Genomic DNA, 13,823 nt, shown 5'->3' with positions numbered 1-13,823 from the left:
TCTCGTGGTTCGCGACCGCCCAGCTGATCACATCGGGGGCGCGGGGACCACTGTGAGCGTCGTCGTCAGGTGCGCCAAGGACGAGCCGCCCACCCAGATGTCAATGGTCGAGGACTCTTGGACCCAACTGCGGGTGACGGCACTCCAGTAACGCAGCTGCTGGGGGCCGAGCTCGAAGACGACGGTACGCGTCTCGTGAGCGTCCATTGCAATGCGCTCGAAGCCTTTGAGTTCGCGTACCGGGCGACTCGAGAGGCCGTGCCGCTGGTGGATGTAGAGCTGGACGACTTCGTCGGCCGGTGTAGGGGTGGTGTTGGTAATCGTGACCGACACCTGGGTCGACTCTCCAACGCCGAGACGATCCTCGAGCACGCGAAGATCGGTGTAGTCGAATGCCGCGTAGCTCAGCCCATGACCAAACGGGTAGAGCGGTGTCGACTCCTCGTCCCAATACCGCTTGTCCTGGTCCTGGGGCGCGAAGGTGCGCAGGTGAGAGTACACGAGAGGGACGTGACCCACGTGACGCGGCCAGCTGAACGGGAGACGCCCGGCCGGCGAGGTGTCGCCGAAGAGGTGGCCGGCGATCGCTTCTCCTCCGCGGGTGCCGGGATACCAGACCTGCATGATCGCCGCGACGTGCTCATCTGCCCAGCGGAGATCGAGCGGGCGGCCGGATTCGACGAGGAGGACGACCGGAGTACCCGTGGCGACGATCCTCGTGAGCTGTTCGAGCTGACGCCCGGGCAGCTCGAGTGTTGATTTGGACGAACTCTCCCCGGACTGATTCTGCCGCTCACCGACGACGACGACAGCGATGTCGGCTCGCGCTGCCGTTTCGACGGCGATGGCGATCTCGGCGTCGTCGTCGTAGCCGGGCGGGGTTTCGACGACGCTGAGGTCTTGCGCATCGAAGGGGTTGGGGAAGACTCGTGGCGGTATCGCCGCGCCTGCGGCGAAGTTGACGGAGACGTCGTTGCCTGCCCGGTTCCGGATTCCGTCGAGGATGGTGACGGTCTCATCCGTGTCGTGGGCGAAGACCCAGGATCCGAGCAGGTCCCGCTTGCTGTCGGCGAGTTGACCGATCACCGCGAGCGATGACAAGGACGCTGTGGCGAGAGGGAGGATTGCGTCGTTCTTAAGAAGCACGACGGACTTCTCGGCGACCCCGCGCGCCAACTCTCGATGGCGGGGATCGTTCAACACGCGTTGGGAGGACGCCTCATCCGCGTAAGGGTTCTCGAAAAGCCCGAGCGTGAACTTCGCGGTGAGGACCCGCGCGACCGCACGGTCGATTGTGACTTCGTCGACGAGCCCCTCAGCTACGGCCTGAGGCAGAGCGCCGAAAGCTGGGTCAATCATCGCCATCTCCATATCCAGACCGGCGCTGACCGCTCTCGCCGCGGCATCCGTCGAGGAGGCGGCGAAGTGCTGCGCTTCGAGAGACTTGACGGCGTTCGCGTCCGAGACGACGAAGCCTTCGAAGTGCAATTCGTCGCGGAGGATGTCTGTGAGAAGCCACCTGTTACCGCTCGCGGGCGTTCCGTTGAGCTCCATGTAGGCGCTCATCACTGTCGCTGATCCAGCGTCGATCGCAGCCATGAACGGAGGGAGGTAGACGTTGCGCAGCTCGGAATCAGAAAGGTCCACTTCGTCGTAATCGCGGCCTCCGCGCGCTGCTCCGTACCCGGCGAGGTGCTTGGCGCCCGCGAGGATCCGCTCCGGTCCGAAATCTCCCTGGAAGCCGCGCACCTGGGCGGCCGCGAACGCGGCCGCGAGATAAGGATCCTCGCCAGGACTCTCCACGATGCGTCCCCACCGCGGATCGCGAGCGATGTCGATCATCGGCGCGAACGTCCAGTGGATACCGGAGGCACGGGCTTCTCGCGCCGCGGCTGCCTGCGCCGATTCCGCGACAGACGGGTCCCAGGAAGCGGCTTGTGCGATCGGTACGGGAAAAACGGTGCGCAGCCCGTGGATGACATCGAACCCGAAGAGCAGAGGTATGCCGTGGTGGCTGTCCTCGAGCGCCAATCGCTGTAGCCGATTGGCCAGCTCTGCATCCTTGACGAAGAGGACCGAGCCCGCGAGGCCGTTCGCGATCGCAGCCTCGACCTGCTTGGGTTGTCTCGCATAGAACTGATGCTCCGCAGGGAGGGACTCGATGTCGAAGTCATCGGGCAGCGCTCCGAGGCCACCGAAGTAGAAGAACTGCGAGAGCTGTCCGGCCTTCTCTTCCAGGGTGAGTCGCCCCAGCAGATCCTGGACCCGATCCGGGATGGGCGCCGATGCATCGAGGTAACGCGGGCTGTACATGATGTCCTTCCGAACGAGCTGCCGTGTCGCATGCGCGAGGGCGGCGGATTGAGCGTCGAGAGACGCGTGTTATGACGTGCCACGCACCTTCGTCGTGACGATGATTCCAGCAGCGAGCGAGCACACTGCTGCGATGACCAGGAGTAGTGCGTAGTTCTTCTCGGGCCCGCTGACCCCGATCAGTAGGAGCGGAACAGCCAGGGCCGGCGCCACTCCCTGTGCGAGAGAAGAGGAGTATCCGTTGATTCCCAGGAATCGTCCGGCGTCCCCGTCCGGAATGATATCGAGGACGATGGCCTGGTCGACGGCGACGAAGATGCCGAGGCCCATGTTCATTACCACCGTTCCGGCGATCAGAAGCGCGGTGTTCGATCCACCGAGCGCCATCGTGAGCGCACCAGTGGTGAAGATGATGGCTGCGCCCAGGACGAATACCCGGCGGCGCTTCAGCTTGTCGGAGAAATAGCCCGATCCGAACGCCCCGAAGGATGTCGCCACGGCGCCTATCAGCGACAGGATGGCGATGAAAGGGCCGAGGTCGGCGATCTGGCCCGAGGTCGTGAGTCGAGACGCGAAGAACAGGGTCGTGAACGTGGTGGCGAACTGGATGGCGATGTAGAAGCACAGGCGCCCCAGCCAGTTCCACGCGAAATTGGGATACATCCGCGGGTCGAAGACGAGGCCCCGCAGCACACCCCGGATCCCGAGCCGGGGACGCTCCGGCGCGTCAACCGAACTAGCTTCCTTCACAAAGACGACCCAGAGGAGCGCGGCCAGGAATCCCAGGGCTCCGGGGATGAGGAAGACCAAGAAACTGCTCGCAACGAGCGTGCTGGCGATGGACACGCCGATGACGGCGGAGACCATCGCGAGAACTCCGCTCAGCCCCGCGATACGCCCGCGCTGATCCGGAGCGAGACGATCCGCCTGAGACATGAGAAGAGCGTTCATCGTCACTCCGAAGCCGATGGATGTCACGATCCATCCCACGGTGAGAACGATCAGATCGCCGGCCGTCGCCATCACCAGGACCCCCACGAGTCCGGCAACTGCGCCGGCGAACGCGAACGGCCGTCTACTTCCCCACCGGGTACGCGTGCGGTCGCTCCACATCCCCACGAGCGCATTCGCGAAGAGACCGACGGTGGACGCGATCGCGATGATGAACCCGAGGAACTCGACGTTGTCGGGGGCGAGGGCTTGCACCCGCAGCGCGAGAGACAGGCCGATCGGCGCAACGAGGGCGATGTTGACACCAGCGACCGCGAGAAGGAGGAACGTCACGTATCGGGGGCCGACATTGGGTCGATCGGTCTTGTCGTCGATCGCCGCCGCCGACGGGGCAAAGGATGCGCTTGCGATCACCGCTTCGGAACCGGAAGAGCGAGCTTCCTCCATTCCGGCAGTGGATCGCTGTTCGCTCTCGGACATTTCGAATCCTCCTCGACCCTGATAGATGTGATGCGCGGTCAGCCAATCACATGTGTTGACGCGCGTCAATTTTGGGTGCACATTCGCTGCCAGTTGCCGCGATTCAGGAATCGCCACTTGCAAAACGCTCTGTTGACGCGCGACAATGCTCGTTGACGCGCGTCAAAGTCACCAAGAATTCTTCACTCGCGTATCAGAGCGTGACGGCGGAGACCGCCATCACAAGACAAAGGAGTCCTCACATGAAGTTCCGACACGGCGCCGCGACCATCGCGATCGCAGCGGCAGCACTACTGGTGCTCAGTGGATGCGGTGCATCCGGCGCAGTTCCAGCTGGTGCCGCCAAGACCACGTTGAATCTGTCAGTCCAGGCACCGACCGCCGATCTATCGGTGGGCAATTTCACCGGAGGTGATCCCTCCATCTTCCTGGCCGTGTTCGACAGGCTCGTGACGCAAGGTGTCGACGGTGCCCTCGAACCCGGGATCGCCGAATCGTGGGAGTACACGGCAGGGAACACGGTTCTCACCTTCCACATCCGGGACGGCCAGACCTTCAGCGACGGTGAGGCGCTCAACGCGGACGCAGTGGTGCAGTCGATAGAGGTGGCCCGCACCGGTGCAGCCAGCGCGGCCCAACTCTCCGCCATCGAATCGGTCGCGGCTTCTGACGAATCCACCGTGGTAATCACTCTTTCCCGTCCGGATGGGGCGCTGATCTACCAGCTCGCCGGCACCAACGGTGTCATCGCAGCACCGAAGACTCTGGGGACGGAAGCCTCGAAGCTCGATCCGATCGGATCCGGACCGTACGTGCTCGATCAGGCCGGTAGCACCGTCGGGTCGGTCTACCTCCTGAAGAAGAACCCGGACCACTGGAACGCGGCCGCCTACAAGTTCGAGTCCGTCAAGGTGGCGGTGATCGCCGACCCGACGGCCGTCCAGAACGCCCTCAAGACGGGCCAGCTGGATTTCGGCACGCTGTCCTCTCCTGACCTCCTCAGCCAGTTCCCGGAGAGCGACTTCCACTCGGGAACGAGCAACCCTTCGGCCGTGGGCGGTCTGTTCATCGTCGACCGAAAAGGCCTTGTAGTTCCCGCCCTCGCTGACATCCGAGTACGCCAGGCGATCAACCTCGCCATCGACCGCGACACGATCGTCTCGAAGCTAACCCCCGGTGTGGGTACACCCACCTCGCAGATGGCCAGCCCGATCGGGGAGGCATACGACGAATCCCTGACCGAGGAGTACGCCTACAACGTCGACAAGGCCAAGCAGCTGATGGCCGACGCCGGCTATGCGGACGGGTTCAGCCTCACCATGCCCAGCACGGTGCTGTCGCAGACATTCGACGCGACGATCGCACAGCAGCTGTCCGATATCGGAATCACCGTCAACTACGAGACCGTCCCGTTCCAGGATCTCTACGCGAAGCTCTACGCCGGCGCCTACGGGATGTTCTGGCTGTACAACGGATACGGCGGAAGCGACGCGAAGGACATGACGCAGATTCTCGCGGGCTCTTTCAACCCGCAGGGCACCACCACCCCGGAGCTCGAGGCGCTTCTCGCCACGGCGAATTCAGCGTCGCTCGACGACCAGGGGGCGGCCTACGGGGCGGTCAACAAGTACTACGTGGACAATGCCTGGTTCGCGCCGGTGACGGCAGCCACGGGTATCTGGGTTGCATCGAACGCGATCGACTACACCTCGCCCGTCGTCTACGGCGAATCCATCCTGGCCTGGCAGCCGGCCAACTAGCACCGAGTCACAGCGGGTGCGGGGCCAGTCGTGCCCCGCACCCGCTCACGGAGGCATCACATGATTTCTTTCATCCTGAAACGGGTAGGGTCCGGCCTGATCCTCATCTTCGTGGTGACCGCCATCACGTTCTTTCTCACGCATGCCGCCAGCGTTCCTGTCGCCATCAACTTGGCCGGCCCGCAGGCGACAGCCGACCAGGTCGCGACGATCAATGCCCAGCTGGGTCTGGATCGACCCGTACTCGAGCAGTACGTGACCTGGCTGGGGGGATTGTTCAACGGAGACCTGGGCCGGTCTTATTTCTCCAGCCAACCCGTCGCAGACGCGATGGCGAGCCGGCTTCCACCGACCCTGTCCGTCGTGGTCGTCGCGATGCTCATCACACTCGTGATCAGCGTCATCCTCGGTGTCGCCGCTGCGGCTCGCCGAGGGGTGCTCGACGTCATCATCCAGGGCATCTCGACCATCTCGTACGTGTTCCCCGCCATCATCCTGGGCATCGTGATGGTGTTCGTGTTCGCGATCACCCTCCGTTGGGTACCGGCCGTGGGGTACACCCCGTTCGCCGACTCGCCGTCCCAGTGGTTCGCGTCGATCATTCTCCCGGCGGTGGTGCTCTCCATCGGAGGTGTCGCCTCGCTCTCTGCGCAGATCCGAGGTTCGATGATCGATGAGCTCAACAAGGACTACATCCGAACGCTGCGCAGTCGCGGCGTCTCCGAGTCGGCGATCCTCCTGCGGCACGCGCTGAGAAACGCATCCGGCCCCGCATTCACCACGTACTCGCTGTTGTTCATCAGCTTGTTCGGTGCGGCACTCTTCGTGGAGAAGATCTTCGCCCTGCCAGGTTTCGGCACCTACGGCTTCAACGCCACCATTCAAGGCGACCTGCCGGTCATGCTGGGACTCACCCTCTTCAGCGTCGTGCTGGTCGTCATCGTCAACCTCCTGGTCGACCTCGTCAGCGGTTGGCTCAACCCGAAAGCGCGAAACGCATGACCGCCACCGATCTCGAGAACGCGGCCGTGCCCACGGCGGCCCCGAAGAAGCGAGCAGGTGCATTCAGGGCTGTCCTGAAGAACCCGTTGGGTCTGGGAGCGCTGATCGTGCTGCTCGCCGTCGTGATCCTCGGTCAGCTCACCTCGATCCTGGCCGTTCACGATCCGAATTTCGCGTCACTGGACGCGATCAACGCTCCCGTGGGCACACCCGGATACCCTCTCGGCGGAGACCAGTACGGCCGCGACATCCTCGCGCGACTGCTCGCCTCGATCAATGTCTCCCTAATCTCGGGCGCCATCGGTGCCGGGGTGGCGATCGTGATCGGCACCGTATTCGGTCTCATCGCCGGATACGTAGGCAAGACCACCGACGCCGTCACGTCCTGGTCGTTCAACCTGTTGATGACGTTCCCCGCCCTCGTGCTGGTCATCGTGCTGTACCCGATCACCGGTGGCTCCTACCAGGTCATGATGGTGATCTTCGGCATCTTTCTCGCGCCTGGTACGTACCGCCTCGTCCGGAACATGGTCGTCGGTGTGCGATCGGAACTCTACGTCGACGCTGCCCGCGTCTCGGGACTGTCGAATCGGCGAATCCTGTCCCGCCACATCCTGTATGTCGTACGCGGCCCGATCATCATCTCCGTCGCCTTCCTCACCAGCTCCGCCATCGGCATCCAGGCGGGCCTGGCATTCCTCGGTCTCGGCTCTCCTCTGGTGCCGAGCTTTGGCAGCATGACGAGCGATGCCTTCGCGAATATCTACCTTCACCCCGAGCAGCTCGTGTGGCCCTCGCTCGTCCTGGCGCTGCTCGTGGGTTCGGTGATCCTGCTCGGCAACGCCTACCGCGATGCCCTGGCCGGGCCGCAGCCCCGAGCTGCCAAGTCCCGCGGTCGGCAGGCTACCTCGGTGAAAGTCCTCAAGGAGACGCCGGACACGCCGGTCGTGTCCGGCGAATCGGGCGCCGCACACCTTCTCTCCATCCGGAGTCTCACGGTCGCGTATCCGCAGACCGACGGAACAATCAAGCAGGTCGTCGACGGCGTGAGCCTCGATGTCGACTCGGGCGAGGTTGTCGGTCTGGTAGGGGAGTCGGGGTCGGGGAAGACCCAGACCGCGTTCTCCATCCTCGGCCTGCTCCCGGCAGAGGCATCCGTCGACGCCGATTCGCTCACCCTCGCCGGCGATTCACTGCTGGGTCTGTCCGGGACGCAGATGCGGAAGCTCCGCCGCGGTGTCGTGGCCTACATTCCCCAGGAGCCGATGTCGAACCTCGACCCCTCATACACGATCGGAAACCAGCTGATGGAAGGGCTGACCTCCGGGATGTCTCGACGTGAAGCCAAGGAGACGATCCTCGGTCTGCTGGAGCGGGTCGGGATTCAGGATCCACCCCGCGTCTTCCGGTCCTACCCGCACCAAATCTCCGGCGGAATGGCTCAGCGCGTGCTCATCGCCGGAGCCGTCGCCAGCCGCCCCAAGCTCCTGATCGCCGACGAACCCACCACGGCACTGGACGTCACGGTACAGGCGGAGATCTTGGATTTGCTGCGCGACCTCCAAGCGGAGCTCGGCATGGGGGTGCTGATGGTCACCCACAACTTCGGAGTCGTCGCGGATCTCTGCGATCGGGTCGTCGTCATGAAGTCGGGAACCGTCGTCGAGACCGGCACGGTCCGTGACATCTTCCACAATCCGGCCCACGAATACACGCAGCAGTTGATCGGTGCGATCCTCGACGAGGAATCGATCCGAGCCGACCTGCCCAGCACATACATCTCGACATCGGGAGCATCCGCATGACCGATCTGCTCACCGTGGATGACCTGCGACTGCGATACCCGGGTCGCGGACTCCGTGCTGCACGACCGGAAGTCCTCCGAGGGGTCTCGCTCACCATCGGCCGGGGTGAGACTCTCGGACTCGTCGGCGAATCGGGGTCGGGCAAGACGACCCTGGGGCGTGCCGTCCTGGGGCTTGCCACGCCCACCGGGGGCAGAATCCACTTCGAGGGTCAGGACATCACCCACGTCACCGGGCGCCGCCGCCGCCCGCTTGCCAAGGACATCCAGGTCATCTTCCAGGATCCCTACTCGTCATTGAATCCCGCGATGCAGATCGCAGACATCCTGGCCGAGCCTCTGCTCGCGCAGGACACCACCTCAGCTGACGCTCGCCGCACTGTTGGAAGGCTTCTGGACCAGGTCGGTCTTCCCTCCGACGCCGCACAACGCTATCCGCGCGAATTCAGCGGAGGACAGCGACAGCGTGTCGCGATCGCCCGCGCGCTGGCTTTGAAGCCGAAGCTGATCGTCTGCGATGAACCCGTCTCAGCGCTGGACCTGACGACCCAGGCACGCGTCGTGAACCTGCTCATCGAGATCCAACGCGAGACCGGGGTGGCCTACCTGTTCATCACCCATGATCTGCACGTCGTCCGGCACATCAGCCATCGCATCGCGGTTATGTTCCACGGCGAACTCGTCGAGACCGGCACAGCAGCGAGCGTGACGACAGATCCGCAGCACGCCTACACGCAGAGCCTGCTCCTCGCGGCGCCGATCGCCGATCCGGACGGTCAGCGGGAACGGCGTCTCCTGAGGAAACAGGCACGCGAAGCCGGACACACCTTCGCCCGATGACAACACCGGGCACCGACTATTTGAGGAGAACTGTGGCATTCGAGGAATACGCCGGTAAGACTGTGGTCGTCACGGGATGCTCGTCGGGCATCGGTCTGGCCGCCTCGGAGAGTCTCATCGCTCTCGGCGCTGACGTCATCGGCCTGAGCCGGCGCCGGCCGGACACCGATCTCGCCGCCTTCCACAAGGTCGACATGACCGAGCCTCAGAGCGTGCTCACTGCCGTCGAGCGGATCGGGCAGACGGTGGACGCGATCTTCAACTGCGCCGGCGCACCGCCTGTGGTGTCATCCGACGAACTACTCAAAGTCAACTTCCTGGGGCCGCGTCTGCTCACCGAGCAGCTGCTCGATCGGATACCGACCGGAGGGGCCATCGCGTCGATCTCCTCGACGATCGGAGCAGGGTGGCGCAGCAGAGTGCCGCTCCACGAGGAGTTCCTGCTGGAGGCCTCCTACGCCGATGGTCTCGCGTGGTATCAGGCTCACGCCGACAACGCGGGTCATGGCTACCTTTTCAGCAAAGAGGCCGTGTCCGCATGGACCGCCAAGTTCTCCAGCACACTCATCGAGCGTGGTATCCGAATCAACTGCACCAGCCCCGGCTCGGTCCTCACTCCGCTGCTCGAGACCGCGGCTGCAGCATTCCCCGCTGAACTGGTCGCCCAGAACGAGCAGCCCATCGGTCGCTCCAGTCACGTCGCGGAACAGGTCCTGCCCCTCCTGTTCCTCAACAGCCCCGGCGCGTCGTATATCAACGGGGCCGATCTCGCCGTCGACGGCGGGTATCAAGCACTGCACGCATTCACACCATCGAACTGAATAGGAAGCCATTGTGGAAGGTCTGACAGACAAGGTCGTCGTCTTTGCCGGAGCCGGCGGAATCGCCACTGCGGCGGCCCAGTATCTGGGCGCCGGTGGCGCCAAAGTGGTCGTCGGAGACATCTCGCTGGCATCCGCGGAAAGAGCTGCATCGGCGTGCATCGCGTCGGGCGGATCGGCGGAGCCCACGATGACCGACATCTCGGACGAGGCGGATGTCGAAGCACTCATCCAACTCGCCCTGAACACCTACGGACGCATCGACGGACTCTTCAACGTCGCGGCGAACATCGGCGCAGAGGAAGTCGCTCGTGACACGACCGTCGTCGACATCGACCTCGCCGCGTGGCAGCGCAACCTCGACATCAACCTCACGGGATACCTCCTCACCGCCCGGTACGCGATTCCGCATCTCATCGAGGGCGGTGGAGGCTCCATCGTCAACACGATCTCCGACGCCGTCTACGGCGGGATGCAGACGAGCGTCGCGTACCAGGCCACGAAGGCCGGAGTCACCGCACTGACCCGTCACATCGCTCGAACCTACGGCAAGCAAGGAGTGCGCTCGAACAGCGTCTCTCCTGGTCTCGTGCTCACTGAGATGACACGACAGAACCTGTCTCAGGAACTGCAGGACCAGACACTCGCCATCACGCCATCACATCGGCACGGGGAGCCGGCAAACCTCGGAGCAATGGTGGCCTTCCTGCTCTCGGATCTGGGCGGATGGATCACCGGTCAGGTCATCAACGTCGACGGTGGCGTCGTCATGCGCGCCTGACCAGTCTTCCGCCGGCGGAAGACCTCCGCCGGCGGAAGACCACCTCGCCGGCGGAGGAGTGCGCGTCAGCTCAGCACGGCGCCATTGCTGCGGGACACGCCACCCAGCCAGGCCAGGCTAGGCTTCGGTCGCCGCTCGAACGTGTCGCGATCGACCGCGATGAGGCCGAAGGTCGGTTCCCAATGACCCCACTCGTAGTTGTCGAGCAAGCTCCAGTGCAAGTAGCCGAGCACATCGATGCCGTCAGCGATGGCACCGACGAGATGCCGGAGGGCCTCAGTCGTATAGGCGATCCGGCGTGCGTCGTCCGGTGTAGCGATACCGTTCTCGGTGACGAGGATGGGCCGTCCGGTCAGCCGCGCGGCGTGACGAACAGCGAGTGCCAGGGCGTCGGGCCGGTAGGCGGTACCGATCATGGTGTTCTCCGGGTGCGGAGGATGCGGCACGAGGCCGTTCTCGTCGATCTCCTGCGATGTGTACGCCTGGACACCCACGAAGTCGTCTTCACGCGACTGCTCGAGGTAGAGGTTCTCGAAGGCCCACTCGATCTCCTTGTGCCGCTGCTCGCCACCGGGGACAACGGTGAAGACCTGGTTGGCGATGCTCCATCCCACTCGGGCATCGGTGCGCGAGTGGAGTACGGTGCGCGCCGCATGGTGGGCCTCGATGAGGTTGGCGCCGTCTTCGGGGACGGGAACCGGAAGGGGGGGCTGGGTCCAATCACTCTCCCCTTGATGCTCGATCGTGGGACTCTGCCACCCTTCGAGGTCCCCGCGCTGTGCTGCCTTCTCCAGGTTCAGCATCATCGCGAGCATGTTCGGTTCGTTTATCGTGACGACGTACCCGACGTCCGACAGGATCGGTGAGACGGCCTCGACGTACCGAGTGAAGTGATTCACAGAATCAGGGGTGTTCCAACCACCCAACTCCGCGAACCACCGAGGCGAGCTGAAGTGGTGCAGGGTGATGACGGGGGTGATCCCCAGCTCCAAGGCGGTGTCGATCATGCGGCGGTAGTGGGCGAGGAGAGCATTGGAGAAGGCGTCCGGTCGCGGTTGGACCCGAGCCCATTCGATGCCGAAGCGGTACGAGTTCAGGCCGGCGTCCGCGAGGAGGGTCATGTCCTCGCGGAAGCGGTGGTAACTGTCGTTGGCATCTCCACTGAGTTGCATACCGGGGATGAGCCCTTCGCGACCCCACCAGTCGCTGTTGACGTTGTTGCCTTCCACTTGATGCGGTGAGGTCGATGCACCCCACAGGAAGCCTCCGGGGAAACCGGTCATGACGCGCTCCTCTCCTGCGTCTCGGCCACGACGATCGGGACGGTCGATCCCTCCGTGATGCCGCTCTCATTGAAAGGGTCGACGGCAACCCAATAGTCGACCCCGGCGTTGAGATTGGGTAGGGAGAGGCGGGTCTGATCGTAGACGAGCCAGGAGTGGTAGAGCTTGTCGGGCGCGATTCCGTACCGCACGTTGTATCCCTGAGCCGTAGCCGCGGCATCCCACGAGAGCTCCGCCGTAAGTGGCGAGATCCGTTCCGCCTGGACTCGGACCTGCTCGGGCGCGTCGCCGCCTCCGTGGCCGAAGACGCGGATGCCGCTGACGGCCGCGGGGGCACCGAACGGCATGGTTCCGGCTGTGAACCGGACGAATTGGGCTTGCTTCGGAACCGAGAGGGCAGCGAACGCGTGCGGCGTCTCTTGAGCGGTGTCCATCGTACTGAGGGCCGTGTCCCAGCGTTCTCCGTCGAGGGATGTTTCGATCCGGAACTCCGTCGGACGCGTTCCGTGGTACAGGCCGCGGTACTCGCCCGGGAATTGCTGGCCGTCGGTCAGCTCGGGTGCCCATCTCGCGAGGTCGTGGTCGGCGAGGTTGATCTGGATGGCATGGACGGTGCGTTCGCCGTGCAGATCCAGGACGACCCATTCGCCCGGGTCTGAGCTGCCCGCCACCCACCACGTGCGGATGTCCTCATCGACCGTCAGGTGGGGTTCGTGGCCGGGAACGGACGACGAGGCGGTCGCGGTCGCCCGGTACGACTGCAGCATCCAGCCCCGGAACGTTTCGGTCCACGGATCGACCGGGCCTTCGGGGATGATGTGCGGATAGTCCGCGAAGTTCTGATTGCAGAACAGCACTCCGTCGTCGTCGAATCCTGCCGGGAAGATTCCGATCCGTCGCTCGAAGGAGTGATTCACCGAGATGCGCATCGTGGAGGCATGCCACCAGTTGCCGTAGGCGTCGCTGAAGGTGCTGCCGTGCCCAGCGGCTGTGATGAATCCGCCCGGTTTGGAGGAGAAGGGGCTGTGGGGGGAGTAGTCGAAGGGTCCGAGCGGCGACGGGCCGGTGTAGTAGCCATCGGCATAGGTGTTCCACTCGGTGCCGGGGGCTGCGTACTGGAAGTAGTAGGACCCTTCGTGTTTCGTCATCCAGGCCCCTTCGATGAAGGGGGCGTCTCCCAGGTAGTCGGCGAGGAACTTCTCTCGTTCGGTCTTCGGCTCGGCCTTGACGTAATTCTCGCCGATTTTCTCCCACCCGTGGTCGTCCGGCGCCCCCGAGATCAGGGCGACGGGAGTGCCGATGAGTTCCAGGGCATGTGAGTTCACCTGCACACCCTGCAGCGGCTCTTTGTTGGAGCACCCCCAGTAGAAATATGTCGCGCCGTCGTCATCCTGGAAGAGATGCGGGTCCCAGAAGGGAAACCCCGGGTTCACCTCGGTGAAATCATCCTCGAGGGGGTTCTCGCTGCGGAAGTACGGACTATCGGTTGTGCGCGAGGCGGAGACGTAGAGGGCGCCGTCGATCTCGCGGACGTCGGGGGCGTAGTCCATCGGTGGCAGGCGGGTGCTCCGCTGGTAGGTCCAGGCGCGGAGGTCATCGGAGTGCCAGAAGCCGCCCGACATCGACGCGAAGAGGAAGTACCGGTCCCGGTACCGCACGACCGAGGGGTCGGCGGCTTCCCGATGCACGGTCCGTTCCGCGCCGAGTGGGCGGAGGTCCTGGAACCGGTACGTGATGTCCAGGGGGTTGCACGCCACAGCGGGCTCAGAAGGGTGGGTGATCATGATC

General features: G+C 64.1%; 10 protein-coding genes. 6 read left to right on the top strand and 4 right to left on the bottom strand.

Translation table 11 applies throughout. From position 1 onward, the window contains the following. Positions 1-27: 27 nt before the first annotated feature. Both VD659_RS06180 and VD659_RS06175 read right to left on the bottom strand, forming a co-directional pair. Entirely contained in the window at positions 28-2,313 is a 2,286-nt protein-coding gene (locus tag VD659_RS06180) for a glycoside hydrolase family 3 N-terminal domain-containing protein (RefSeq protein ID WP_423260258.1), read from the bottom strand. 69 nt (positions 2,314-2,382) lie between these two features. After that, on the bottom strand, positions 2,383-3,744 hold the full coding sequence (locus VD659_RS06175) for an MFS transporter (RefSeq protein ID WP_423260257.1): 1,362 nt from the start codon (positions 3,742-3,744) through the stop codon (positions 2,383-2,385). 242 nt (positions 3,745-3,986) lie between these two features. Between VD659_RS06175 and VD659_RS06170 the strand changes: the two genes are divergently transcribed. Genes VD659_RS06170 through VD659_RS06145 form a run of 6 tightly spaced genes read left to right on the top strand, consistent with a single transcriptional unit; the run spans position 3,987 to position 10,752 of the window. Beyond that, the gene (locus VD659_RS06170) at positions 3,987-5,504 is read left to right on the top strand and encodes an ABC transporter substrate-binding protein (protein WP_423260256.1); all 1,518 of its coding nucleotides are present in this window, start codon (positions 3,987-3,989) and stop codon (positions 5,502-5,504) included. 30 nt (positions 5,505-5,534) lie between these two features. After that, positions 5,535-6,506, top strand: coding sequence for an ABC transporter permease (locus VD659_RS06165; protein WP_423260254.1), 972 nt, complete (start codon positions 5,535-5,537; stop codon positions 6,504-6,506). Beyond that, entirely contained in the window at positions 6,503-8,311 is a 1,809-nt protein-coding gene (locus tag VD659_RS06160; protein ID WP_423260253.1) for a dipeptide/oligopeptide/nickel ABC transporter permease/ATP-binding protein, read from the top strand. The genes VD659_RS06165 and VD659_RS06160 overlap by 4 nt, the downstream gene beginning before the upstream one ends. Beyond that, complete coding sequence (locus tag VD659_RS06155; RefSeq protein ID WP_423260252.1) at positions 8,308-9,150, top strand: ATP-binding cassette domain-containing protein; 843 nt, start codon at positions 8,308-8,310, stop codon at positions 9,148-9,150. Before VD659_RS06160 ends, VD659_RS06155 begins: the two co-directional genes overlap by 4 nt. A gap of 32 nt (positions 9,151-9,182) precedes the next feature. After that, a complete protein-coding gene (locus tag VD659_RS06150) occupies positions 9,183-9,971 on the top strand; it encodes a coniferyl-alcohol dehydrogenase (protein ID WP_423260251.1) in 789 nt (262 codons plus the stop codon). A 13-nt stretch (positions 9,972-9,984) separates the two neighbouring features. After that, positions 9,985-10,752, top strand: a complete 768-nt coding sequence (locus VD659_RS06145) for an SDR family NAD(P)-dependent oxidoreductase (protein WP_423260250.1) — start codon at positions 9,985-9,987, stop codon at positions 10,750-10,752. A gap of 65 nt (positions 10,753-10,817) precedes the next feature. On the opposite strand, the gene VD659_RS06140 is transcribed toward VD659_RS06145, so the two are convergent. Next, positions 10,818-12,035: a family 1 glycosylhydrolase gene (locus tag VD659_RS06140; RefSeq protein WP_423260249.1), complete on the bottom strand. Its 1,218-nt coding sequence runs from the start codon at positions 12,033-12,035 to the stop codon at positions 10,818-10,820. Beyond that, complete coding sequence (locus VD659_RS06135; protein ID WP_423260248.1) at positions 12,032-13,819, bottom strand: family 43 glycosylhydrolase; 1,788 nt, start codon at positions 13,817-13,819, stop codon at positions 12,032-12,034. Before VD659_RS06135 ends, VD659_RS06140 begins: the two co-directional genes overlap by 4 nt. Positions 13,820-13,823 lie beyond the last annotated feature (4 nt).

Source organism: Herbiconiux sp. 11R-BC, from assembly GCF_049472555.1.
Classification (GTDB): Bacteria; Actinomycetota; Actinomycetes; order Actinomycetales; family Microbacteriaceae; genus Herbiconiux.
This window is presented reverse-complemented; position numbering and strand designations above follow the sequence as displayed.

Excerpts from the sequence above, each read along its gene's own strand:
- VD659_RS06160 (WP_423260253.1), top strand. The coding sequence starts at position 6,503 with ATGACCGCCACCGATCTCGAGAACGCGGCCGTGCCCACGGCGGCCCCG.
- VD659_RS06155 (WP_423260252.1), top strand. The coding sequence starts at position 8,308 with ATGACCGATCTGCTCACCGTGGATGACCTGCGACTGCGATACCCGGGT.
- VD659_RS06170 (WP_423260256.1), top strand. The coding sequence starts at position 3,987 with ATGAAGTTCCGACACGGCGCCGCGACCATCGCGATCGCAGCGGCAGCA.
- VD659_RS06140 (WP_423260249.1), bottom strand. The coding sequence starts at position 12,035 with ATGACCGGTTTCCCCGGAGGCTTCCTGTGGGGTGCATCGACCTCACCG.
- VD659_RS06135 (WP_423260248.1), bottom strand. The coding sequence starts at position 13,819 with ATGATCACCCACCCTTCTGAGCCCGCTGTGGCGTGCAACCCCCTGGAC.
- VD659_RS06180 (WP_423260258.1), bottom strand. The coding sequence starts at position 2,313 with ATGTACAGCCCGCGTTACCTCGATGCATCGGCGCCCATCCCGGATCGG.
- VD659_RS06175 (WP_423260257.1), bottom strand. The coding sequence starts at position 3,744 with ATGTCCGAGAGCGAACAGCGATCCACTGCCGGAATGGAGGAAGCTCGC.